This is a genomic window from Thermoanaerobacterium thermosulfurigenes (assembly GCF_051201035.1).
GTDB classification, from domain to species: Bacteria; Bacillota; Thermoanaerobacteria; order Thermoanaerobacterales; family Thermoanaerobacteraceae; genus Thermoanaerobacterium; species Thermoanaerobacterium thermosulfurigenes.
The window spans coordinates 55284-80222 of sequence record NZ_JBPODR010000002.1; the positions used below are offsets into that span (position 1 = coordinate 55284).

Consider the following 24939-nt stretch of genomic DNA (forward strand, 5'->3'; position numbering starts at 1 on the left):
CTTCCTTATTTCCCAAATTTGTACTTTCTTTTTCTTGCTGCTTCTGATTTCTTTTTGCGTTTTACGCTTGGGCTTTCATAATGTTCCCTTTTTCTTAATTCAGAAAGAACGCCACTTCTTGAGCATTGGCGCTTAAATCTTCTCAATGCATTATCAAGGGACTCATTTTCTCCAACTCGAACTTCTGACACTGTAATCTCCCTCCCTCCGGATAAACTGCCAAATGTAAGCTGCATTTATTGCTGCAAATATTATTGGGATATCTTAATATATTATAATCTAAAAACCAATTTGTGTCAATGTTTACCCTGGAGGCCATGTCATAAATCTTCCGCCTAAAAGATGAAAATGTATATGGTGAACAGTTTGTCCGCCGTCGTCACCACAATTAGACACTATCCTGTATCCTTTGCTATCAATCCCATACCGCTTAGCCAGCTTTTTTGCAATTACATAGACATGGCCTACAAGCTCTTTATTCCTTTCATCAATGTCCAATGGAGAATCAATATGAGCTTTTGGGACTATAAGCAAGTGAACTGGCGCTTGTGGATTAATATCGGGAAAGGCAACCACATAATCATCTTCATAAATTATTTTTGATTCAATCTCCCTATTTATGATCTTGCAAAAAATGCAATCGCTCAACCATCTCACCTCCTTCAACTATATTTCCTATGGCAAAATCTTTCTTTAAGTCTATCAATTTTACAGGTAGTATTTTATTCTTAATGTTTAAATCTGACTTTACTGCTACTCTTATATAATTGTCAGTAAGTCCTTCCACATAATCATTTAACTCTTTAGTCCTCTGTTCAAATAGCACATTTAAAGTGCTACCTAAAAACTTTCTGTAAAATTTCAATTCGCATTCTTCTGAAAGCTTAATTAATATTTTACTTCTTTCTTCTTTGACAGAGTTTTTAATTTGATCAGGGTAGTCTGCCGCTTTTGTACCGGCTCGCCTTGAATACTTAAATACATGCATCTTGCTGAATTCTATATCCTTAGCAAATTCATAGGTTTCATTAAACTCTCTCTCCGTTTCTCCTGGAAACCCTACCATTACATCAGTGGTTATCGCCACGTCCTTGATGTACTTTCTGACTCTCTCTATGATCGTTTTGTATTCGCTTGTTGTATATCTTCTACCCATTCTTTTAAGAACACTGTCCGAACCGCTTTGCAATGATATATGGTAGTGTCTGCAAAATTTCGGCAAAAGAGAAACTTCTCTTACAAAATCTTCGGTTAAAAATGTAGGCTCAATTGAACTTAAGCGTATTCTTTCGATGCCTTCGATTTCGTGTATCATCTTTATTATATCAAGCAAATCCACATTTTCCAAGTCTTTGCCATATGATGCAACGTGTATGCCTGTCAACACCACTTCTTTATAGCCATTATCCCTCAGCCTTTTAACTTCATCAAATATGTCATTGGGCTTTCTGCTTCTTATAGGCCCTCTGGCATACGGTATAATACAATAAGTGCAGTATTGATTACATCCATCCTGTATCTTTAAATACGCCCGCGTATGACCTTCTTGAGCCGATATTTTAAGTTCTTCGAATTTTCTATCTTTAAATATATCTTCAACAGCATTCACCTTATTAGCATTTGCTGCTTTCTCTACTAATTTAACTATTTCTCCTTTGTTTTTAGTTCCTAAAACAACATTGACTTCAGGTATATTTAAGACTTCATTTGAAGCCACTTGCGAATAACAGCCAACCACAGCTACTACAGAATCTGGATTTATTTTTTTAGCCTTTCTTATTTCCTGTCTTGATTTCATATCACCTCGACCAGTCACAGTGCATGTATTTATGACATATACATCAGCATATTCATCAAACCCTACAACATCATATCCTAAACTCTTGAAAATCTCAGCCATAGCTTCCGTTTCATATTGATTTACTTTACAACCTAATGTGAAAAATGACACGGTTTTTTTGCGGCCATATATATCATAAAATTCGTCAGCGTCTAAAGCTATGTTTGCCTTTGCCACTTCGTAATATTCCTCCCATATTGTTTGTTATAAAGCTCAAGATTTATTATAACATTTAACTAAATATAAAAAAATAAGCCTCGAAAATTATTTAAGAGGCAAAGTAAAAATCATCTATCCTAGATCTCCTAATTCGTACAAAATTATAGAACCAGCCACAATACCAGCCGTTTCTGTTCTTAAAATCCTTGGACCCAATGTAACAATTACAGCACCATTTTTAGTCGCCGTGTCTACTTCACTAGGCGAGAAGCCACCTTCAGGCCCGATAAAAATGCAAATATTTTTTGCACCATTATTCTCTTTTAAAACGTCTTTTAACCTAACATTGGTCTCTCTTTCATACGGCATTACGCATAAATCAAACTCATTGATGTAATTTACAGCAATATTAAAACTTATCGGCTCCAAAACTTCTGGCACTATCAATCTTCCAGATTGCTTTGATGCTTCTTGAGAAATTTTATTCCACCTGTTTATTTTGTTTCCTATGCTTTTTTCTTTAACCTTTATAATAGAAAATTCGGTTTCAACAGGCACAATCTTTTTTATTCCAATTTCTGTGCATTTCTGAACAATCAAATCCATTTTGTCAGACTTCGGCAGTCCCTGAAATAAAGTCACATTTATAGAACTCTCTACAACTTGATGCAACTCATCGACTATCTTTAATAAAACAGATGTGCTTTCGATAGAAAGAATAGAAGCATTGTACTGTTTTACTCCATTAGAAACCACCAAATCAGTTCCAATCCTTAGCCTTAATACATCCTTTATGTGATGCGCGTCATCACCATATATTCTGACTATGCCATCTTTTATATCTTCATCTTTTATAAAAAGCCTTCTCACAGCACTCACTTTTTCCTTGATAATATTGCAACCCATTCCCCATCTTCTTTGACCTCAATAACGTCAAAATATTTGGAAATGGCATTTAAAACATCATCTTTACGATCTTTAATTATTCCACTTGATATGAACAAGCCATTTTCTTTAAGTTTTTCATGTATGTCAAAAGTAGCTTTTATTATTATATCAGCTATAATATTTGCGACTATTAAATCCGCCTCACCATTTAGCTCTTTTAAAAGATCGCTTTTCAAAACCTCGATATTATCCAGTTTGTTTAATTTTACATTTAGAGAAGCCACTTTTAATGCAACTTCGTCAACATCAACTGCAAAAACTTTTTTTGCACCCAACTTAGAGCTGACAATTGACAATATACCTGTACCGCATCCAATATCAAATACGATATCGCCACTTTTAACATTCTCTTCTAAAAATTCTATGCACATTTTTGTAGTCTCATGACTGCCTGTGCCAAAAGCCATGCCTGGATCTAACTCAACTACTATCTCATTTTCTTCTGGGTTATAATCTTCCCATGATGGTTTTATGACAACACGCTTGCCAATCTTAAAAGTCTTATAATATTTTTTCCAACTGTTTGCCCAATCTTCATCATCGACCTCAGCCGTCTCGAACGTAAAATCTCCAATGTCCAAATTATATTCTTTAAGTCCTGTTATTCTATCCTTGATTATGCTTAATTTGTCAATTGTACTTGGGGTAAGAGGGAAATAAGCTGATATTACAACTTTATTGCTATCTACAATCATATCAGGATCTACATAATCCCATTCATTGCTATCATTTAATATCTTCAAATCATTGGGATCTTCTATAACAACACCGCCCGCACCAACTTCATGCATTATATTTGTTATAGCTTCCTCAGCTTCCACTGAAGTCGTAATTTTAACTTCAAGCCATTTCAATCATATCACCCTTTTTTATGCTCCAAAAGCATCTTTTACTTTTTGAAAAAATGATTTACTACCGCTATCATTGCTAAGTTTGTCAAACTCCCTCAATAGCTCTTTTTGCCTTTCCGTCAATTTCTTAGGAACATCGATATATACCTCTACAAATTCGTCACCACGTCCTCTTCCATTGATATGAGGTATTCCTTTGTTCCTAAGCCTAAACACCGTTCCAGTTTGAGTTCCAGGCGGAATATTGTATATAGCTTTGCCATCAAGAGTAGGAACTTCTATCTCTGCACCAAGTGCAGCATCTACAAAACTTATAGGCATTTTAAGCAAGACATTAAATCCATCCCGCTTGAATATCTTATGAGGTTTTATGCTTATTACAATAAAAAGATCTCCATTAGCTCCTCCTCTTTCTCCTGGTTCACCTTCACCTCTTAATGATACCATTTGTCCTTCATCAATTCCAGCAGGTATATTAACTTTAAGTTTCCTTAGTTTTCTTATCCTTCCAGTTCCATGACACTTTGAACATGGATCTTTGACTATCTTGCCTTCTCCATGACACCTAGGACACGTTCTTACATTGACTATCCTGCCAAACGGCGTATTTTGCGTTATTCTGACCTCACCCGTACCATGACATTCGGGGCATACCTCTACTTTCGTTCCTGGATTTGCACCTGTACCATTACATCTATCGCATTTTTCATACCTTTCAACTTCAATCTCTTTCTCGACGCCAAATGCAGCTTCTTCAAAGGCCAAAGTCAAATTAACCCTTATGTCATTTCCCTTTTGAGGCCCAGTTTTTCTTCTGGTACTGCCTCCAAACATATCACCAAATATATCACCAAAAATGTCGCCAAAGCCGCCAAAATCAAATCCACCTTGACCAAAACCGCCAAAGCCACCAAAATCTCCTTGGTTAAAACCGCCTTGATTAAATGCTGCATCGCCAAATTGATCATACTGAGCTTTTTTCTGAGGGTCAGACAAAATCTGATATGCTTCATTTATCTCTTTAAACTTTTGTTCTGCTTCTTTATTGCCAGGATTTAAGTCAGGATGATACTTCTTTGCAAGAGTTCTATAAGCCTTCTTTATATCTTCATCACTGGCATTTTTATCAAGGCCTAATATCGCATAATAATCTTTTGCCATACACATCACCTGCCTTTCTCAACATGAATGAGAACCAGGATTCACCTGGTTCTTATTTATTATCTTTGTTGTCATCTTCCATCTTATAGTCTGCTTCATATACATTCTCTTTATTAGATGTTTCATCACTGCCACTATAGCTATTTGTCTGACCTGTGCCGCCTGCTTGCTGATATATGCGGGAAGATACATTGTAAAATGCTTGTGACAATTTTTCTGAAGCACTTTTTATAGCGTTAATATCGCTACCTTCAAGAGCTTTTCTTACGTTTTCTATCTCTTTATTTATATCATCTTTTTCTTGCTGTGTCATCTTGTCCGCCAAATCTTTCATGGTCTTTTCGGCTTGGTATATTAATGAATCTGCATTATTTCTTACTTCTATCTCTTCTTTTCTCCTTCTGTCTTCTTCTTCGTGCTGTTTTGCCTCATTCATCATCCTGTTTATCTCTTCTTCACTTAAATTAGAAGAAGAAGTGATCGTTATGTTCTGAGATTTTCCTGTACCTAAATCTTTTGCAGAAACATGGACAATGCCATTAGCATCAATATCAAATGTAACTTCTATCTGAGGCACTCCTCTTGGAGCAGGTGGAATTCCAGTCAACGTAAATCTTCCAAGAGTCTTATTGTCCCGAGCCATCGGTCTTTCGCCTTGCAGAACGTGTATCTCAACAGATGTCTGCCCATCCGCCGCAGTGGAGAAGATTTGGCTCTTCTTTGTAGGAATCGTAGTATTCCTCTCAATTAATTTTGTGAATACTCCGCCAAGTGTTTCAATGCCAAGAGAAAGCGGCGTAACATCCAACAACAATACGTCTTTAACTTCGCCTCCTAATACACCACCTTGAATTGCAGCTCCTATTGCAACACATTCATCTGGGTTTATACCTTTGTGTGGTTCTTTGCCCATTATCCTTTTTACCGTCTCTTGAACGAATGGTATTCTTGTCGAACCACCGACTAATATCACTTTATCAATGTCTGAAGGACTAAGCTTCGCATCGCTTAATGCACGATTTACTGGTTCAACAGTAGATTGCACCAAATCATTAATAAGCTCCTCAAATTTTGCTCTTGTAAGATTTACATCTATGTGCTTAGGGCCTGTAGCATCAGCAGTTATAAAAGGCAAGTTTATGTTAGCTGTCATAGCAGAAGAAAGTTCTATTTTTGCCTTTTCCGCCGCATCTTTAAGCCTCTGCATTGCCATCTTGTCGTTTCTCAGGTCGATCCCGTACTCTCTTTTGAAGTTATCTGCCAGCCAATCCATAATCCTCTGGTCAAAATCATCACCGCCTAAGTGGTTGTTACCACTTGTAGCCAATACTTCGAATACCCCATCGCCTATCTCAAGTATGGAAACATCAAATGTACCACCGCCTAAATCGTACACCATTATCTTCTGATTACCTTGCTTATCAAGCCCATAGGCCAATGAAGCCGCAGTAGGCTCGTTTATAATTCTCTTTACGTCAAGTCCAGCTATCCTACCTGCATCTTTAGTTGCCTGCCTTTGGCTGTCATTGAAATACGCAGGAACCGTTATTACAGCCTCTGTAACCTTCTCTCCTAAGTACGCTTCAGCATCAGCTTTTAGCTTCTGCAGTATCATTGCTGAAATCTCTTGCGGTGTATAACTCTTTCCATCAATAGTTACTTTGTAGTCAGAACCCATATGTCTTTTTATAGACATAACTGTCCTTTCAGGGTTTGTAATAGCCTGCCTTTTTGCAACTTGGCCTACTAATCTTTCACCTTCTTTTGTAAATGCCACAACAGATGGCGTCGTCCTGGCTCCCTCGGAGTTTGGTATTACTACCGGCTGTCCTCCTTCCATAACAGCTACGCATGAAAAAGTTGTACCAAGATCAATTCCTATAATTTTTCCCATAATCTATTCCTCCTATTCATATACTTTATTTTATTTTGCTACTTTGACCATGCTCGGTCTTATTACTTTATTATTAAACATATATCCCTTTTGAAAAACTTCAATTATTTCATTTTCCTTCTTATCCTCTGCTTCTTCCTGCATAACAGCATGATGCTTGTATGGATCAAATATTTGACCTAAAGACTCTATCTCTTTAACACCCAGTTTTTCCAAAACACCTTTAAACTGCCTGTATATTAAATTGACACCTTCTTTAAATGAAGCTATTTCCTCATTATCACTGTGAGTAGCTTCAAGAGCTCTCTCAAAATTATCTACAACAGGCAATATATCTAAGATTACTTGTTCTTTGCCATATTCAATAAGATCGGCTTTTTCTTTTTCTGTCCTTTTTCTGTAATTTTCAAACTCCGCTTTAAGTCTTTGAGCCATCTCTAAGTATTCATTTGCTTCGTCTTCTTTCTGCTTAAGCTTATTTTTCAATTCTTCAATTTCTCCTTCATAATTTTTTTGTTCATTCTGATCGACATTTTCTACACCAATGCTACCTTCAATGTCATCTTGAGGTCGGTTAGCATCGGATGTATTGTCTTTTAAGTCTTCTTCTAAATTGCTTTTATTTTCTATCGTATCTTTATCTCTGTCCATTGTTTCACCTCTTATTTTCTTGATATATATATGATAGAACTTTTGACAATTCATTTGACATCGTATTTATTTCATTTATAAGCCTTTTGTAATTCATCCTTGTAGGTCCAATAATGCCAAAAGTTCCTACAACCTCACCATTTATCTTATAAGTAGATTTGATTATGCTTAAATCCCACATCTCTTCAAACTTGCTTTCACTTCCAATAGTAACATCGATGGAATCATCTAAAGGCTCCAACACTGAATTCATAATGTCTTTATTGTCAATCAGATCGAAAAACATCTTGGCTTTTAACAGATCCTTGTACTCAGGAAAGTTGAGAATATTTGAAATACCTTCAGAATACAAGTCTGTTTCATCCATTTGCTTTAAACCATTTATGATCGTATCTGTAATCTTATCTATGATTCCGATAGCACTGCCAGACTCTTTTTTTATCTCATCTCTCAATGTCTGATCCATTTCTCTTTTTCTTTTTCCCATCATTTTATTGTTGATCAGGTTGTTTAAAAACTCAAACAAATTATTATCAATATTATCCTTTAAACTTATCAAATAGTTTTTCATAATACCTGATTCTGTCATAACAAGAAGTATCAATTTGTTTGCATCAACAGGCAATATCTGTATTCGCTTAATCGTGTTTTCATCAATTCGAGGCATTTTAACCACTATAGTATGGTTAGTAACGGTAGACAATAGCCTGGCATACTTCTTCACTATATCATCTATCTCAGCAAACACCTCATCAATTGTCTCTACTTCATCGTCACGGCTCTCATTCAAATAGTGTTCTAATATATTATTAACGTAAAATCTATATCCTTTGTCAGATGGTATTCTACCTGCAGATGTATGAGGTTGTTCAAGGTACCCCATCTCTTCAAGGTCAGCCATCTCATTTCTGATCGTTGCTGAACTTACACCAAGGTTATATCGCTTTGCGATTGTCCGAGATCCAATTGGTTCTGCCGTCAAAATATAGTCATTAATAACAGCTTCTAAAATCTTTTTCTTCCTATCATCTAACGGCATATTCACCACCCCAAGTTCTATTGTTAGCACTCTTAGCTTGAGAGTGCTAATTACGATTTAAAAATACCACTATTGTGGATATTTGTCAATACTTTAAAACAAAAAATCCTCAAACACATTATTGGATACATCTACTCCATTTTGAGTTAATTTAAGGGCATCTTCTTCTTTAATTAAAAGGCCCAACTCCATATTTTTATAAATGGCGTCTTTAAATACATAAAACATGCTTTCGCCAAATCTCTCTTTAAAGTCCTTATCATTCACTCCATCCATCATTCTAAGACCTAAAAACATAAATTCAGACATTCGATCTTCTAAAGACAGCTCATCAACATCATCAACTGCATGTCCATCATTATAAATCATGTCTATATACTTTTTAACATTTTTTATATTGCCAAATCGCTTATTTCCTACAAATGAATATGCACCTGGTCCAAAGCCTAAATAATGTAAATCCATCCAATACAGCTTGTTGTGTCGGCATTCAAACCCAGGTAATGCGTAATTTGATATTTCATAATGTCTGTATCCATTAGCCTCTAAAAGCTCTGCACCATAGTGAAACATCATCAATTCGAATTCATCATCAGCAAGCTTAATCTCATTTCTTTCATACATGTCGTAAAGTGGTGTTCCTTTTTCTAATATAAGTCCATAACAAGAAATATGTGATGGCTTTAATGCAATTACATTTGTCAATGTTTCTTTAAAATTCTCAAAAGTCTGATTTGGCAATGCATACATTATATCTATGTTTATGTTGTCAAAATATTTGGATGCTAAACCATAATTTTCAATAAAATCACTTACTGTATGTATCCTACCGATAGCTTTTAATAAATTGTTTTGCCAAGACTGCAGGCCTATGCTTATTCTATTTACACCCGCTTTTTTATACGACTTAAGTTTTTCTTCATCTATTAAGCCAGGATTTAATTCGATCGTGATCTCTGCATCTTTGCTTAAGCTGTAGTTTTCGTAGATTTCACTCAGTATTTCTTCAATGTATATAGGAGGTAAGACATTTGGCGTACCGCCTCCTATATACACAGAAGTGTATATATCTTTAAGCTCCTCTTTTCTCGTCTTAATCTCCTTTATTATTGCTTCTTTAAACGAAAAAAAACTATCTTCCATGTTTGCATAAGAATTAAAATCACAATAATAGCATTTTCTCTTGCAAAACGGAATATGAACGTATATACCAGATCTAATCATTGTCATCATCAAGCTTTAAGATTGACATAAAGGCCTCTTGCGGAATTTCAACCTTCCCTATTTGTCTCATCCTCTTTTTGCCCTCTTTTTGCTTTTCTAATAATTTTTTCTTTCGCGTAACATCTCCGCCATAGCACTTTGCCAAAACGTTCTTCCTCAATGCTTTGACAGTTTCCCTTGCTATTATCTTTGAACCTATAGCAGCTTGTATAGGAATCTCAAAAAGATGGCGTGGTATATTCTCTTTTAACCTTTCTGTCATCTTTCTGGCTCTTTCATAAGCCTTATCCTTATGGACTATCATAGACAAAGCATCCACTATCTCACCATTTATAAGTATGTCCAATTTCACAAGATCTGATGTCTTATAGCCTTTTAGCTCATAATCTAACGAGGCATAACCTTTTGTCCTCGATTTTAAAGCATCAAAAAAATCATATATTATTTCGTTTAACGGAATATCGTATTTAATAAGCACTCTAGTAGGCTCAAGGTAATCCATTCCTTGATAAACGCCCCTTCTATCTTGACAGAGCTCCATTATGGGTCCTACGTACTCTGTAGGAGACATTATTGTAGCAGTAATTATAGGTTCTTCTATATGATCAATCAACGTCGGCTCCGGTAAATTTGCCGGATTATCCAGTTCAATTACTTCTCCGTTTGTCTTGTAGACCTTATAGATAACGCCCGGTGCCGTAGTCACGAGATTCAGGTTATATTCCCTCTCCAACCTCTCTTGTATTATGTCCATGTGCAAAAGCCCTAAAAAACCACATCTAAAACCAAACCCAAGAGCTGCAGATGTATCTGGCTCAAATGTCAATGACGCATCGTTTAATTGCAGTTTCATAAGTGCATCTTTTAGATTTTCATAGTCCTCACCTTCTGCTGGATATATTCCACAGAAAACCATTGGTGTGACTTTTTTGTATCCAGGCAAAGGTTCAGATGCCGGAAATTCTGCATTTGTTATAGTATCTCCTACACGGGTATCACTGACATTTTTTATGCTGGCAGCTACATAGCCAACATCACCGGCTGTAAGAAAATCTACTGGACTTAAATTGGGTCTAAATATGCCGACTTCCGTTACTTCAAATTCTTTCCCCGTCGACATCATTCTTATCTTATCACCTTGCTTTAATGTGCCGTCAAAGACCCTTATGAAACTTATAGCACCCTTATAATTGTCGTAAAACGAATCAAATATCAATGCTTTAAGCGGTTTTTCTTGGTCTCCTGATGGTGGCGGTATCCTCTTTACTATTGCTTCCAAAACATCTTCAATTCCTATGCCTTCTTTCGCAGATATAAGCAAAGAATCTTCGGCATCGATGCCAATAACATCTTCGATCTCTTTTTTTACAAAATCAGGATCTGCAGATGGAAGATCTATCTTGTTAATAACAGGCACGATTTCAAGATCGTGCTCTAATGCCAGATACAAATTTGCCAGTGTTTGGGCTTCTATCCCTTGCGTTGCATCAACAACCAGCAAAGCACCTTCGCATGCTGCAATACTCCTCGAGACTTCATACGTAAAGTCAACATGTCCAGGAGTATCTATAAGATTCAATTCATACTCCTCTCCATCATTTGCTTTGTATATGAGGCGAACTGGCTGAAGCTTTATGGTTATACCTCTTTCCCTCTCCAAGTCCATGCTGTCTAAAACCTGCTCTTCCATTTCCCTTTCTGTCAATACACCAGTCTTCTCAATCAATCTATCCGCCAGAGTAGATTTACCATGGTCTATATGGGCTATAATGCAAAAATTCCTCTTATTTTCCTTTCTAACTTTAGACATTTCAAACCTCCTTCACATATATTAATATTATAGCATAAAAAATCACTTGTACAGAGATTTGAAAAGACCATCAACACCTTTTAATGGCACATGACTATGTTGTCCCAAAAAAGTTATGTTGAGGAAATCTTTGCTTATAGCAACCTTAAATATGCTTTGACTTGCAATACCTGTTGTCAAAGCATTAAACGTGTAATCCACTTGAAATATGCATAACGTGATAAAAATTATGTAGATGGATATGAATAAATATAGCATTCTCAGCTTTCTAAGCCTTTCTTTTTTCTCTTTTACCCTGCTCAAACTTTCATTTCCTCCTAAGTTCATCGTACAAAAGATCCAATTCTTTTATCATCTTTTCTTTCGAAAAATTGCTTAAAATATATTCTTTGCCTTTTTTTGAAAATTTATTTCTCAAATCTTCATTTAATGCAAGAACTTCAATAGCATTAGCCAAATCTTTAGGAGCCTCAGATTTTACGATGATTCCATTTTCATCATTTTTAACTATTTCAGGTATTCCTCCAACATCTGTAGCAATGACAGGTACACCTAACGCCATAGCCTCAGCAACCGATATGCCAAAACCTTCACTGCGAGACGGCAATACAAAAATATCTATACTGCTTAAAAATTTGAATATATCTTCTATAAATCCCAAAAATTCTACATTATCAAGCTTTAATTCCCCAACCATTTCTTTAAGATATTCCATATAAGGCCCATCACCTGCTATAAAGACAAATGCTTTAATTTTTCCCCTAAGTATATTCAATGCTTCAATGAGATCTTGAACACCTTTTGACGGTATAAGCCTTGCAACACAACCAATTATAAAAGTATCTGAAGCTATGTCGTATTTTTCTCTCAGATTCAAGGGCTTACTAATGAATTGCGGCATATCAATGCAGTTATATACTACACGTACTTTATCAGACGGTATGTTTTCTTCATCTACAACGGCATTTTTAAGAGCGTAAGACACTGCAACTACTGCATCTGTCTTTTTATTTAAATACTTATTGATTGTCAGATAAAAATGCTTTTTTATCTTATTCATATTTTTGTAGTTAGGAAAATTGTGTACTGTCACAACGATCTTTAAATTGTATCCCAGTGAAGCCAGTCTTCCAACTGAGGATGCTTTTGCTCCATGAAAATGAATAATATGTGGTCTGAAATCATCTATAATAGCTCTAAGCTTCTTTATCGCAGCAAAATCTTTCTTAAAATTTATTCCATCGCAAATATCAACACAATAAACAGATACACCATCTTCTCTCAAGTCATCCGTTGTTTTTTTATCAAAAGAGCAGCCAACAGCTAATTGATACTTGTCTTTATTAAGTCCATTAAGAATCGACAGCAGATGCTTCTTCATGCCGCCTTCTGCTTTCCTTACAACATGTAAAACTCTTGTTTTTTCCAATCTATTTCACTCCTTTATAATTTTACTTTCATCAATGATAATATCAATAAGCATTGGCACAGCATAGACCATCGTTGTAGCCGCCGCAACAACACCTGAATCGTTAAAAACTAAAGCAAAAATGCTTCCTACTACGGTGGATAAAAAGCTTATGTATACAAATTTTCGCTCGTTAAGAATCTTCTTTAAAGCGCCAACTGGTTTATAAAAAAGTACAAAGAGTACAAACACCAGCGTAACTAAAACCCTGCTCCAGACAGAATACTTAAAAAGTTTTAAATTCATGCTAATCTTTCTTGCAAATATCTGAATAAGAGGGTAAATCCCATTGTTTTTCACTAAATTGAATGTCTGCCCTATGTGCGTTTGCTCTGATACAGGTCTTAAAGAGTCAAGATAAAACAGCAAAAATAATAATACAACGATACTTCCACCTACAAACAAAATATTTTTAATGTTAAGTCTTTTGCCAAATAAGTACATAGACGCAACTGAAAATGCTGCAAATGCGGCTATACCGCCGCCTACATTCGTCCCTAAAGACGGCGACGCTATAAAGTAGAGGGCGATAATGTAAATCAATATATTTGCAAATATTAGATATCTTTTGTCAATATTCCTAAATGTCTCAAATGACAAAAGTGCGAAGCACAATGTAGCTCCTATGAAAATCCCCATGTACTCATTTCCGATACCGTAGAATCTGGCACCTGCGATTACATCGTAACTTAAAAATGAATTTTTCAAAAGATTATATCCTGTAAGCATGTCCAGCATCAATATAGCAGCAGTGAAGGCCGCAATAAAAAAGTATCTAAAACTGCTTTTTTTGACTAATTTATATGTAACCAATGTAAAGACCGCCGAAACAACAACAATTCCTAAAACGCTATTTACGATGTTTTTATAGTCAAATAGAGGCAAAAGCAAGAAACTTATAGGCATAATCGGTATTAAAAGCAAAAAAGGTTTTACTAAAGTAGAATATTCTTTGAAGAACAGCAGTATAACCAAAGACAAAATCAGTATAAATATCTGCAACATCACATAAGTTTTTAAAAAGTACGGTCTATACGTATAGTTAAATGTAAGCTGCTTTTCTAAATTTTCAAGCTTCATTAAATCTCCATTGACATCTGATGAATATAAATTATGTCCAGTTACAAACGCAGGCACATCTAAGCCAAAATACGTCAATATAGTTGGAAGCAAATCTGTATTTGTAACAACACCCATCCTTTTCGTCGTATCAGATGTTATAAGCTTACCTTTTGCAATACCATTTCCATACATTACAATAGGCGCCAAAAAATCACTTTGACCCATTTTTTGAGAAGGCGGCAAAGGAGTGACAATCATAAAAAGAGTATTTCCACTATCAGAACGTAAAATTTTCCCGATGAATTCATCAGCATTTTTTAGCGCTTTTTCTTTATTCTCTCTATTTATCTTATCTAATCCGATGTTTTGGTAATCATTTGCTCTTGCAGTATCGCCTAAATCAAATATGGTTAGAGCCACATTATCTTTAATATTTAGATACTCCTTGTACATGGTATCATAATCTGTCGATATGCCATAAGGCATCAACGAATCCTTTTTATTCGTCATATAACTAACATCTCCATAAGGCACGATACCGCTGTAATTCATGCCTATTAAAGGAGCATATCTTTTGTAATCAACATCTGTATCTTCATTGCCAAAAACAGCCACACTAAGCCCACTATCCTTAAATTTATCCCCTAATAAGCCAGGCCTTATAATATGGTTTCTTTTAGAGTTGTTTCTGATTATCTGGGCTATATCCAGATTTAAAATTTGTCCTTCTGAAGGAATCTTCCCTGTATTCCTCTCATAAATTGTGGACGCCAATTCATCGTTGTATGTTTCCCATGTGTTGAAATTCAAAGAAGCACCATTAGAGCCAACAGCACGAGTGCCTGTACCAAGTGTCATAAAAACACTTTCCAAAGATCTACCACCATCAGCATTGACAGTCATAAGGCCATAAGTACCATTCTCTATCATCTTATTAATATTTTTTAAATCAACATTTAAAAAATCATCGATAGCAACCCTATTTAATATAAATACTACGGCCTTTTTCCCGTCCTGTCCAGTTTGTGCATAAGAAAAAGAAAATACACCCAAGAAGAAAAGCAAAACTAAAAAAAATAAAACAAACTTGTTTTTCATCGTTGCCTCCTGAATAACAGTTTTATACATAAATCATAATTATATACAGTATAATAAGCCTCTTTTTATCTAAACATAAAACTAGATTGGGGGCATCAAAATTGAAAAAATCATTTAAATTCATTTGTATATATTGTACCATATCTTTGGTACTATTATCCACAATTTTACCGTTGATATTAAGCAATAATACAGCATTTTCAACACCAGACAATCCATTAAAAGGCAAAATCATACTAATCGATCCTGGGCATGGAGGAATAGATGGTGGCACAAACTCTGGAAATATACTTGAAAAAAACATCAATTTAGAAGCATCAATAATCTTAAAAACAGAGTTGATAAATCGCGGAGCAAAAGTAATGATGACAAGAGATAAAGATGTTTCTTTAGAAAATCTATGTAAAGACAATGACTACAGACATAGACGCGATTTAAAAGCGAGAGTAAATATGATAAACACCAACGATATAGATGCATATATCAGCATACACGTCAATGCTGTCAACAATGCTCCGTATGTAAAAGGTCCAATGGTCTTTTACTCAAATACTAATATAAACAGTAAAACATTGGCATCATATGTGCAAGATTCTTTAAATACCATTGCTGGAACAAATAGAAATCCAAATGTTGCAGACTACTTTTTGCTGACAAATGTAAGAAAGACAGGAATCTTAGTAGAACTTGGCTTTATCACAAACAATGAAGACAAAAACCTACTCATCAAAAAAGACTATTTAAAGAAACTATCTACTGGCATTGTAATTGGCTTAGAAAAATACTTTGAAAACAAATAAAGAGGCAAAACCGCATTATTTGGCAAGTCCATCATCTTTCAATACTAAATAAATTGCTTTGGCTAAGTATGGCGTGGAATTTAAGGCCTCCTCCAAAGTATTGTAATTACTGCCTAGTTCAATCAAAATTCCTTTTTCTGAAAAGTGTTGGTTGTATTCAGCGTACTGATGAATCTCTATCCCTAATGATATATCTGGATATAATTCATTCAGTTTATCGCTAATCTGTTTCGCAAACTCGTAATTCTTTTTCCAGTCTTCATTCATATCTGCAGTCCTTCGAGAACCAATTATGAACATTATTTTCGCAACTGTCTGTCCATTTATTTCCATTGTATATTTTTTTCTGTAATCTTGATTTGGTAGGCTACTTAAAACAGGTATTGTATCAACCCCTGGCTGCATTACACTTCCATATCCATCACGGTGCAAATCAATAGTTACCTTGATGGAGGGGTATTCCTCCAAATATTTTTTTACTGATAAAGAAGAATTGTAGTATGACTGATCGTAATTGTAATCGTGTATTGTGCGATCATGCAAAACGCTAATACCATAATCTTTAGTCAAATATTCTGTCAAACTGTCTCCTACTCTTACCATGTTGTAATTGAGATCATTTGTTCTATCATATCCATATGCAGCTACATATTTATTTTTTAAAGTCGCAACGTACGATTCCATCGTATGTGTATGGTAAAGCAATATAAGTGGCTTGCCAGTATCAACGTTACTGACATTTGTCACACTTGTATTCATCTCACTTTTTTTTGATGCTTCATTTGCCACTTCGTTATTTTTATTTTGATTAGCATTGAGATTCTCTGCAACTTGCGTATTAGATGTATTATCTTTTTCTCCTTTGTCTATTTGAGCAATAATGGGAATTTGATACTTTAATATTTTAAGAGGATCTCTTTGATTTAGATTAAACATTGAAGCCATAGTCAAATCTCTATCGTAAAATCCTTCAGCTTTATAGCCAACATCAACAGTTGGCATCGTATAATTTAAAGCAGTTATAAACATGCCATTAATGCTATTGTACTCTTCGGCAAAAGTCTCTGTTTCAAAATTTATATTGGCAGCTTCTATGTCATTTGTCATAAGCCATCTATAAAATAAAATATTAAAAAGCAATAAAATCACAAAAGACACCTTTTTAAGGCGATAATACCTTAGCGAACTTCTGTACAATGAAAGCACCTCTCTTTGGTTTTATACTATAAATTATTCACAAGAGAAGTGCTTTATTACTAATTTAATGTACAAGTTGGTTCATCTCATCTACTGTCAAATTTGGTTGTAAAGCTAAATTAATTCCTCTTGACAAAATAGATGAAATATTTTTAATAAGAAGATCTATCTCCTTTGGCGTGACTATGAGATTTTCTTCAGGACTTAATACCTCTTTTATTAAAGCGTATTTATCTTCATCATTCATATTTTTCAATACATTGTATAGAGGACTATCGCTTTCTACATTGTTTTTTAATGCACTTTCAAGATGTTCTATAGCATCATTGGCAATTGTAGCTGCATCTACTACGGTTGGAACACCTATCGCAATTACAGGAACACCTAAGCTTTCCATGTTGATAGCAGATCTTTTATTCCCTATTCCAGATCCAGGACTAATGCCTGTATTTGAAATCTGTATTGTTGTCGCAAGCCTTTCAACTCGCCTCGATGCAAGAGCATCTATTGTGATGACTAGATCAGGTTTTATCTTATCAACAACGCTTTTAACAATTTCTGCCGTCTCAATACCTGTTATACCTAATACACCGGGAGCCATGGCACTTACAGCACATATATTTTCGCCAAACTGCAGAGGTGCTAATTCTTTCAAATGGCGAGTCACAACAATATTTTCAATTGCTTTTGGCCCAAGTGCATCTGGCGTCACATTCCAATTGCCTAAACCTATTACAAGGACTTTCATATTGACATTAACATTAGAGATTTTCTTTATTACATCGGCAAGTTTTTGTGCTACTTTGTCTTCAAGTTCAATATCCCTGTACTTTAAGTCAGGAACCTCTATAGTTATATAATCTCCTATAGCTTTTCCCATCGCTTTAGCACCGTCATCGTCCACAATGGTTACTTTAACTATTTTTATGTTGTCATCTTGGCTTTCATCTACTAAAACGCCTGGGATCTCTCCCGCATGTCCACCTTTATACATTTCACGGGCTTCAACAGCAAGATCTGTCCTTATATTGAACATAATCTCACCTCAATTCTGTAGGTATAAAAGCATCAACAAGCCCAATTACAAAAGCAGCTATTATTGAACCCAATATAGTAGCATGTATTGTTGGAACTATAAATTGAGATACGTATATTACTATTGCTGCAACTATGAAACCAACAACACCTCTACTTCTCGGAGAAACATTTTGACCAAGCATTGCCTCAACTATATATCCCAGCAATGCAATCACAATTGCTGATATCAAAGCACCCCAAAATCCAGCCACACTAAATCCTGGGACAAGATAACCTACGATCATTAAAACAATCGCTGAAACTACAAATCTAATTATAGCTTTTAACATAAAATCACCTCCTAAAAATATAATTGACATTTTAAAAAATATTATTCGCATAAGGTTGTACTAAACTGCTTTCCTGAATTGTATTGCAAAAAATGCTTTTTCGTGGTAAAATTACTTTTGATTGATTTGAGGAGGTGAATGGTTTGGCAAACATAAAATCAGCTAAGAAAAGAATACTTGTAACAAAAAGAAGGACATTGGAGAATAAAATAGTAAAATCAAAAGTTAGAACAGCTATTTCTAAATTCGAAAAGAGTTTAGCAGAAGGTAACATAGATAATACAAAAGCAGCTTTAATTAATGCTATAAGAGAACTTGATAAAGCATATTCAAAAGGCACATTGCACAAGAATACAGTTGCAAGAAAGAAATCAAGATTATATGCAAAATTTAATGCATTAAATGCTTAAAAAGCGTACGTCGTACGCTTTTTTAATTGCAAAGCTTTCTTATCAATGATTCCAAAGCTAAATTACCATCATAACTTGACTTTAATTCCCTGTCACATTTTACGCACAATTTATATGCATTTAAAAGCTCTTTTTCTTTAAAACACTTTGATTGCTGTATAATATCGTTAATTGAAAAATAAGGTATTCCTAGGCTTTGCTGCAGTTCCTTTTTATCAATTTTTTTCAACAACAGATATTTAGCTTTTATGAGAATTCGAAACTGTCGTGCAATCATAGCTAATATACCAATTGGATTTTCTTCATTCAAAATCATTTTGTTCAATATGTATATAGCTACTTTTTCCTGTCTTAAACCTATTGCGTTTACCAATTTAAATACACTCTCAGCAGTTGATGCTGATATAACGTCTTTCACGTCATCTATAAGCACTTCTTGGCCATCACTGTAAGACACAATTTTTTTGATTTCATTTAAGAGGGTATATAAGTCCACACCTACGCTTTTAACAATATATTCTGCGACAGGTTTTTTTATGACCTTTCCATAGATTCTAACAAAAAACCCCACATAATTGACTGCTTCATCAAATTTTAAATGTTCGAAATTTACGATAGCACCATGTTTACTTATTGCTTTGAATATTCTTTTTCTCGTGTCGATTTTATCCTTAAACACAAACGCAATACAACTGTCTGTGTTTCCACCTTCAATCCGCTTGATTATAGCATCGACAGTATCGTCATTTATCTTTTTTAGAACATCATCATCTTTTATTAAAACAAACCTATGTTCAGACATAAATGGAAGAGTTTCTAAACTGTCTATTATATTTTTATCATTAGCATCTTCAATCATGGAATAATTCATTATTTCTGTGCCTTCAGCTATTAACTTACTTTTTAATTTTTTAATAGCTTCATCGATCAAAAATCTTTCCTCACCGTAAAAAACATAAGCAGGCAAAAAACCTTTATTTATAATCTCCAGAAATTCTTTGTAATTCACTGCCATCAGTCCCCGATCATTTTTTTGACATGTATAAATGTACCATTGGTTTCAATGATAATAGCACCATCTTTGTCTGTCCTGAAAAGTTGTGATTTGCTTTTTAAATATTTTACTACTTCTCCATCTGGCTGTCCATAATTATTTTCACCTACCATTATCACGCTGATTTTAGGATTTACCTCGTCCACAAATTTTTTTTGCGACGACGTATTAGATCCATGATGTGGAACTTTCAATATATCTGAAGATATATTATCATCTAATAGCGCATTTTCCGCTTCTTTCTCTATATCTCCAGTGAATAAGATGCTTACATTTTTATATATCATTTTAAAAACCAGCGCATTATTATTTATGGGATTCTCAGAAATCACGTAAGAATCAGGGCTTAAAACATCATATTTTATTCCAGATATCTCGACCCAATCACCTTTCGACAATTGAAAAACTGGTATTTGCTTTTTGCTGGCGATAGCCATTAATTTTTTGAAATTTTCACTATCCGCCACTTGTCTGCCAATAAATATTCTTTTCACATCTACATCGTTTAAAATCGACAATATGCCGCCTACATGATCATAATCTGTATGAGATATAAACACCGCATCCAACGATGTAGCATTCTTATAAAGCAAAAATGGCATCAATATATCTTGTCCAACATCAAAGGAAGAATTGCCGTATTCAGGTCTTCCTCCACCATCTATCAGTATGCTTTTGCCGTCTGGAGTCATTAAAAAGGTACTATCACCTTGTCCTACATCGAGAAAAGTTATTTCGAGGTTTTTAGGTGTCAATGAATTTACAGCAAACACTGCCATCAAAAGAAACAGCATTGTTGAAACAACACTAATTTTAATTTTTTTGCTGAGATTGCTTGTCAATAAAATCAGTACAGCATAATAACATAACATCATGTAAACTGGCGGTTGGGATACGCTTATAGATGCATGCGGTATCTGTGAGAAAATCTTTGTAAGATACAAGGCGATCTCTACTACCGGTATATTTATAAGATTTAAAGGGATAGAAAGAGGCATATATATAAGACCTAAAATTGCAGACAAAAATCCCAACACTACAGCAACGCTTACAATCGGTACAATCAATATATTTGGCAATAGTGAAATAATCGAAAAACTGTGAAAAAAGTATATAATAATAGGAATCGTGCCAATTTGTGCAGCTAAAGTGACAGAAAGCGCTTCTTTGATTTTTTCACTTTTTAACTTTATTATACCTTTTATTGGCTTATACAAAAGCAAAATAGACAATGTCGCTATAAATGATAGCTGAAACCCAATGTCAAATAACATCAAAGGATTGAAAAAGAGTATCATAGTTGCTGCAAAAGACATGGCATTAATTGGATTATTCTCTCTTCCGATGAACATAGCAATTAAAGCCATACAAGCCATTATGACGGCTCTTACGGCTGATGATGGCGCACCTGTCATAACAGTGTATATTAAAAGCAGTGGAACTATGATAAATGGAGAATATCTCCTAATGTGTAAAATATTCAAGACGAACATCATAAATAAAGTCAATATTCCAAAGTTAAATCCTGATACTGCAATTATATGTGTAAGTCCTGTAACTCTAAAAGAATTAAGTACATCTTCTTCAATATTGTATTGACCCAGTATGACAGAGGAGATAAAATCAGCATCGTTTTTTGGCATCGAATTAAAAAAAATCTGCGTTATTCTCTCCCTTGTCCTTCTAACGACTTTATCCGCATAGTTGTCTGCATTGCTTTTTATAATTCGTACAGAATAACCATTTACATTTATCAAAGCTGTAATGCCGCTTTTTTTAAGATAAAGCCTATAATCAAATCCACCAGGATTTCTCTTGCCTTGAGGCAGCTCTACTATTCCTCTTACCTCGATTAAATCACCTTCTTTGGGATAAATACCACCGTACTGCGTTATCAAAATCTTATCTTTGTTTTTAGGGCTTAACACGTATTTTGCAAATCCATCTTTTAAAATGATATTTGAAACAACCCCATTAAATGAAACCAGTCTGTTGCTTAAATTATCGTACACACCTTTTGAGTACAAAGCATTTTCTCCCACCGTCAATCCCAAAACAAATACTGCCAGAAGCAATAAGTAAATGGCATTTTTTTTGGACAGATATATGTAAATGCCGGAAGACAGGACAACTAAAAATGCTAATAACAAAAACACAACATTTATCTCAAGGAACCTGCTTATTATGATGCCTACAGATAATAATACTGCTATGTACAAAAATGGCTTATCCATATCAATTATACGTAATATACTTCAAAAGGCTTGGCTATACTTGCATCATTTACCACTTCTGACACTTCTTTTTCATATTCTTCTATAGAGTTTTGTGGCCAAAGGTGTGTAACGACAAGCTTTTTGCAATGAGCAGATTTTGAAATCTCTGCTGCCTGTTTTGCAGTAAGGTGTGGCCCCTTCTCGCCGTTTAACAAATTGCCATCACATAAGAATAAGTCAGAATTACTTGCAAAAAAAACAAGTTGATCATTGTAGATTGTATCACTGCTAAAGACAAAGGTTTTATCTCCATTATTGAATTTTACAGCAAATGTTTTAACAGGATGGACCATTTCTTTAAATGTTATCGTAAAATTTTCAATATCAAGTTTCAATTCCTCATCTATGTGTTTGATTTTAAACACATCATTAAACCCTAATTCTTCAATAACTTTTGAAGGCTCATCTGGGCAATAGACGTTTACAGGTTCATTTATATAACCTTTTTTCATCATTATATCCAACGCATATCTTAAGACCAGCATATCTGCCATGTGGTCTGAATGCAAATGGGTTAATATTATGTATTTTAGGTCTTTTAAATCATGATACTTTTGGTATCTGCTGATGACACCGTTGCCACAATCTACAAGTACATTTACACCATTATCTTCCACCAAATAACCTGAACAAGCTCCATCTGGACCTGGATAAGGTCCATGTGAACCAAGAATTGTCAATTTCACTTTAATCATCTCCTATCTAAATAGCAGGTAATCTTTTAATATATTCATAGAGGTCTTTATAACTTCCATGTTCAAATGTTGAAATGTCTTTTGATGTTCTGTTGATCAAAAACTCATCTAGTAGATATGTCTTAAAGCCAATAGTTCCAGCTATTACATCTTCATCAACATCATTGCCAATCATGATGCAATTTTCAGGCACTTTTTGAAGCTTTTCTACGATTTCTTTATAATATTGTATGTATGGCTTGCAAAAATGCATATGCTCATAAGATGTGATAAAGCTAAAATAATTACAGTCAATTCCGGCCCATCTCAATCTCTCTTTTATGGCTATATCTGGAAAGATCGGATTTGTAGCAAGTACAACGTCATACCCTTTATCAACCAGCAATTCTACACAGGCCTTAGCATACTCGTTTTTACATACATTTGCTCCAAGGTTCTTATAGTCATTTTCATAGAAATCAGTAAAAATCCTCATGATTTTATCTTTTGGGTATTCCACTAACTTTAAAAACGAATCAAAAAAGGCTTCTTCATTTGTCTTACTGGGATCTAAATTGTTTATCATGTCCATACTAGCTGAATAAAGAGCCTTTTGGAAATAATACTTGTCGAAATAATCTGAGATCTTATTTGAAATAGCTTCAAAATATTCCATAATCATCTTGTCCGTGTCAACAGGGAGCAAAGTGCCATCAAGGTCAAACATCACTGTATCAATCATATTTCTTTCACCTCAATGCAATTCTCATATAAAATAATACATTTTTAAAAAGAAAAAAGCAAGGATATCTAACCTCGCTTTATATCTTTAAAGTATTTAACTCTTGACAACGAAGCCACAAGCACAGAACCAATGATTACACTTCCTATTCCTTGAAGTATATTTCCTGGCACATCAGCAAGAGCAGCTTTTGAACCGTACATAAAAGCACCACCAATATAATATCCAAGCACCATCCATGATGCAGCTAATACAAAAACAGCTATTTGCACAATAAAACTTTTATCTTCCTTTTTCAATAAAACAGCCACAATGAGTCCTTCCAATCCTTTTATGACTAATGTCCATGGGGCCCATAAAGCATATCCTGAAAGAAGATCAGATAATGCTGAACCAATGCCTCCAGACACAAAGCCTGCAAAAGGTCCTAAAATAGTAGCCGAAAGAAAGATGAAAGAATCGCCTATATTTATATATCCTTTCGTGTATGGCGTAGGGATTTGTATTACCATAGTACCAACAGCAATAAGAGCCGTCATAAGTGCGATGTAAACAAGTTTTTTTAAGCTATTTTCTTTCACACTCTATACCTCCCATATTTTTTAAAATTATTATAACATACAATTGTTATAATTCAATAAATACAATATACAAACAATTTATAATTTTTATAACATGAAACTTTTGACATTAGGAACAATGTGTAATATAATAATATTACGGTTTACGAAATATTAGGGAGGCTGATATAATGGATGCCGAAATAAATTTATTAGAATATTTACTGCGGGAAATAAACCATAGAATGAATCTTGTGACCAGAAATTACTTAAGCAATAAAGAAATTACCATGTCTCGGTTTTGGGTCTTAAACAAATTAAGCCAAGATGAAGCAATAACTATGAAACAGCTACAGTCGCAACTTTTACTGTCTTCCAGCACACTGACAGGGCTAATCGACAACCTTGTTGCTGATGATTTGGTATATAGGTGGAGAGACGATAAGGACAGACGCCTTGTGTTTTTAAAGCTTACAGAAAAAGGTGCTGTGCTTCTAAACGAAATTTTAGAATACCGCACAAAGATGCTAAAAAAAATAGTCGATATGTGTGGTGACAGCATAGACATTGGTACATTGAACAAAAATCTCAAAACGCTATTAAACGCATCAGATGATGCTGTAATATTTTAAAAAATTTCAAGAAGGTGATTAT

General features: G+C 34.6%; 25 protein-coding genes. 3 read left to right on the forward strand and 22 right to left on the reverse strand.

Annotated features, from left to right (window positions below):
• Nucleotides 1-5: 5 nt before the first annotated feature.
• The 14 genes from rpsU to HNR52_RS01075 form a co-directional block, all read right to left on the reverse strand.
• Complete coding sequence (gene rpsU, locus HNR52_RS01010) at nt 6-191, reverse strand: 30S ribosomal protein S21 (RefSeq protein ID WP_013297679.1); 186 nt, start codon at nt 189-191, stop codon at nt 6-8.
• Nucleotides 192-303: 112 nt separating this feature from the next.
• Nucleotides 304-648 (reverse strand): histidine triad nucleotide-binding protein, encoded by a 345-nt coding sequence (locus tag HNR52_RS01015; protein WP_435619441.1) that lies wholly within the window; start codon nt 646-648, stop codon nt 304-306.
• Entirely contained in the window at nt 614-2017 is a 1404-nt protein-coding gene (gene mtaB / locus HNR52_RS01020; RefSeq protein WP_435619442.1) for a tRNA (N(6)-L-threonylcarbamoyladenosine(37)-C(2))-methylthiotransferase MtaB, read from the reverse strand. The genes HNR52_RS01015 and mtaB overlap by 35 nt, the downstream gene beginning before the upstream one ends.
• Nucleotides 2018-2131: 114 nt before the next feature.
• Nucleotides 2132-2905, reverse strand: coding sequence for an RsmE family RNA methyltransferase (locus HNR52_RS01025; RefSeq protein WP_435619443.1), 774 nt, complete (start codon nt 2903-2905; stop codon nt 2132-2134).
• A complete protein-coding gene (gene prmA / locus HNR52_RS01030; protein ID WP_435619444.1) occupies nt 2875-3801 on the reverse strand; it encodes a 50S ribosomal protein L11 methyltransferase in 927 nt (308 codons plus the stop codon). Before prmA ends, HNR52_RS01025 begins: the two co-directional genes overlap by 31 nt.
• A 15-nt stretch (nt 3802-3816) precedes the next feature.
• Complete coding sequence (dnaJ, locus tag HNR52_RS01035) at nt 3817-4959, reverse strand: molecular chaperone DnaJ (RefSeq protein WP_435619445.1); 1143 nt, start codon at nt 4957-4959, stop codon at nt 3817-3819.
• A gap of 52 nt (nt 4960-5011) precedes the next feature.
• Nucleotides 5012-6853 carry a molecular chaperone DnaK gene (gene dnaK / locus HNR52_RS01040; RefSeq protein ID WP_013788280.1) on the reverse strand — a complete coding sequence of 614 codons (1842 nt, stop codon included), beginning with the start codon at nt 6851-6853 and terminating at the stop codon, nt 5012-5014.
• Nucleotides 6854-6883: 30 nt separating this feature from the next.
• Nucleotides 6884-7504, reverse strand: coding sequence for a nucleotide exchange factor GrpE (gene grpE / locus HNR52_RS01045; RefSeq protein ID WP_013788281.1), 621 nt, complete (start codon nt 7502-7504; stop codon nt 6884-6886).
• A gap of 4 nt (nt 7505-7508) precedes the next feature.
• A complete protein-coding gene (hrcA, locus tag HNR52_RS01050) occupies nt 7509-8543 on the reverse strand; it encodes a heat-inducible transcriptional repressor HrcA (RefSeq protein WP_013788282.1) in 1035 nt (344 codons plus the stop codon).
• Between the two features lie 93 nt (nt 8544-8636).
• On the reverse strand, nt 8637-9773 hold the full coding sequence (hemW, locus tag HNR52_RS01055; RefSeq protein ID WP_435619472.1) for a radical SAM family heme chaperone HemW: 1137 nt from the start codon (nt 9771-9773) through the stop codon (nt 8637-8639).
• Nucleotides 9760-11577 carry a translation elongation factor 4 gene (gene lepA, locus HNR52_RS01060; RefSeq protein ID WP_013788284.1) on the reverse strand — a complete coding sequence of 606 codons (1818 nt, stop codon included), beginning with the start codon at nt 11575-11577 and terminating at the stop codon, nt 9760-9762. Before lepA ends, hemW begins: the two co-directional genes overlap by 14 nt.
• Before the next feature lie 42 nt (nt 11578-11619).
• Nucleotides 11620-11880 (reverse strand): hypothetical protein, encoded by a 261-nt coding sequence (locus tag HNR52_RS01065; protein WP_041592090.1) that lies wholly within the window; start codon nt 11878-11880, stop codon nt 11620-11622.
• A gap of 4 nt (nt 11881-11884) precedes the next feature.
• A complete protein-coding gene (locus tag HNR52_RS01070) occupies nt 11885-13006 on the reverse strand; it encodes a glycosyltransferase family 4 protein (protein ID WP_435619446.1) in 1122 nt (373 codons plus the stop codon).
• A 6-nt stretch (nt 13007-13012) separates the two neighbouring features.
• Nucleotides 13013-15205, reverse strand: coding sequence for an LTA synthase family protein (locus tag HNR52_RS01075; protein ID WP_435619447.1), 2193 nt, complete (start codon nt 15203-15205; stop codon nt 13013-13015).
• A gap of 101 nt (nt 15206-15306) precedes the next feature.
• On the opposite strand from HNR52_RS01075, the gene HNR52_RS01080 reads away from it, so the two are divergent.
• Nucleotides 15307-16005 (forward strand): N-acetylmuramoyl-L-alanine amidase family protein, encoded by a 699-nt coding sequence (locus HNR52_RS01080; RefSeq protein ID WP_013788288.1) that lies wholly within the window; start codon nt 15307-15309, stop codon nt 16003-16005.
• 15 nt (nt 16006-16020) lie between these two features.
• On the opposite strand, the gene spoIIP is transcribed toward HNR52_RS01080, so the two are convergent.
• The 3 genes from spoIIP to HNR52_RS01095 all read right to left on the reverse strand — a co-directional run bounded on the left by spoIIP (nt 16021) and on the right by HNR52_RS01095 (nt 18569).
• Complete coding sequence (gene spoIIP / locus HNR52_RS01085; protein WP_013788289.1) at nt 16021-17202, reverse strand: stage II sporulation protein P; 1182 nt, start codon at nt 17200-17202, stop codon at nt 16021-16023.
• Nucleotides 17203-17266: 64 nt separating this feature from the next.
• A complete protein-coding gene (gene gpr / locus HNR52_RS01090) occupies nt 17267-18238 on the reverse strand; it encodes a GPR endopeptidase (protein ID WP_013788290.1) in 972 nt (323 codons plus the stop codon).
• A gap of 4 nt (nt 18239-18242) precedes the next feature.
• Nucleotides 18243-18569: a phage holin family protein gene (locus HNR52_RS01095; protein ID WP_013788291.1), complete on the reverse strand. Its 327-nt coding sequence runs from the start codon at nt 18567-18569 to the stop codon at nt 18243-18245.
• Nucleotides 18570-18712: 143 nt separating this feature from the next.
• Here HNR52_RS01095 and rpsT point away from each other — a divergent pair, with 143 nt between their 5' ends.
• Nucleotides 18713-18979 (forward strand): 30S ribosomal protein S20, encoded by a 267-nt coding sequence (gene rpsT, locus HNR52_RS01100; RefSeq protein WP_013788292.1) that lies wholly within the window; start codon nt 18713-18715, stop codon nt 18977-18979.
• 22 nt (nt 18980-19001) lie between these two features.
• Here the strand turns inward: rpsT and holA are convergent, their stop codons facing one another.
• From holA to HNR52_RS01125, 5 genes are all read right to left on the reverse strand, one after another.
• Nucleotides 19002-19994: a DNA polymerase III subunit delta gene (gene holA / locus HNR52_RS01105; RefSeq protein WP_013788293.1), complete on the reverse strand. Its 993-nt coding sequence runs from the start codon at nt 19992-19994 to the stop codon at nt 19002-19004.
• A complete protein-coding gene (locus tag HNR52_RS01110) occupies nt 19994-22267 on the reverse strand; it encodes a DNA internalization-related competence protein ComEC/Rec2 (protein ID WP_435619448.1) in 2274 nt (757 codons plus the stop codon). Before HNR52_RS01110 ends, holA begins: the two co-directional genes overlap by 1 nt.
• 5 nt (nt 22268-22272) lie before the next feature.
• Nucleotides 22273-22995: an MBL fold metallo-hydrolase gene (locus tag HNR52_RS01115; protein WP_435619449.1), complete on the reverse strand. Its 723-nt coding sequence runs from the start codon at nt 22993-22995 to the stop codon at nt 22273-22275.
• Between the two features lie 16 nt (nt 22996-23011).
• Nucleotides 23012-23725, reverse strand: coding sequence for an HAD family hydrolase (locus tag HNR52_RS01120; protein ID WP_435619450.1), 714 nt, complete (start codon nt 23723-23725; stop codon nt 23012-23014).
• A gap of 68 nt (nt 23726-23793) precedes the next feature.
• Nucleotides 23794-24306 carry an ECF transporter S component gene (locus HNR52_RS01125; RefSeq protein WP_435619451.1) on the reverse strand — a complete coding sequence of 171 codons (513 nt, stop codon included), beginning with the start codon at nt 24304-24306 and terminating at the stop codon, nt 23794-23796.
• A 170-nt stretch (nt 24307-24476) separates the two neighbouring features.
• Between HNR52_RS01125 and HNR52_RS01130 the strand changes: the two genes are divergently transcribed.
• On the forward strand, nt 24477-24917 hold the full coding sequence (locus tag HNR52_RS01130; protein WP_013788298.1) for a MarR family winged helix-turn-helix transcriptional regulator: 441 nt from the start codon (nt 24477-24479) through the stop codon (nt 24915-24917).
• Nucleotides 24918-24939: the final 22 nt, after the last annotated feature.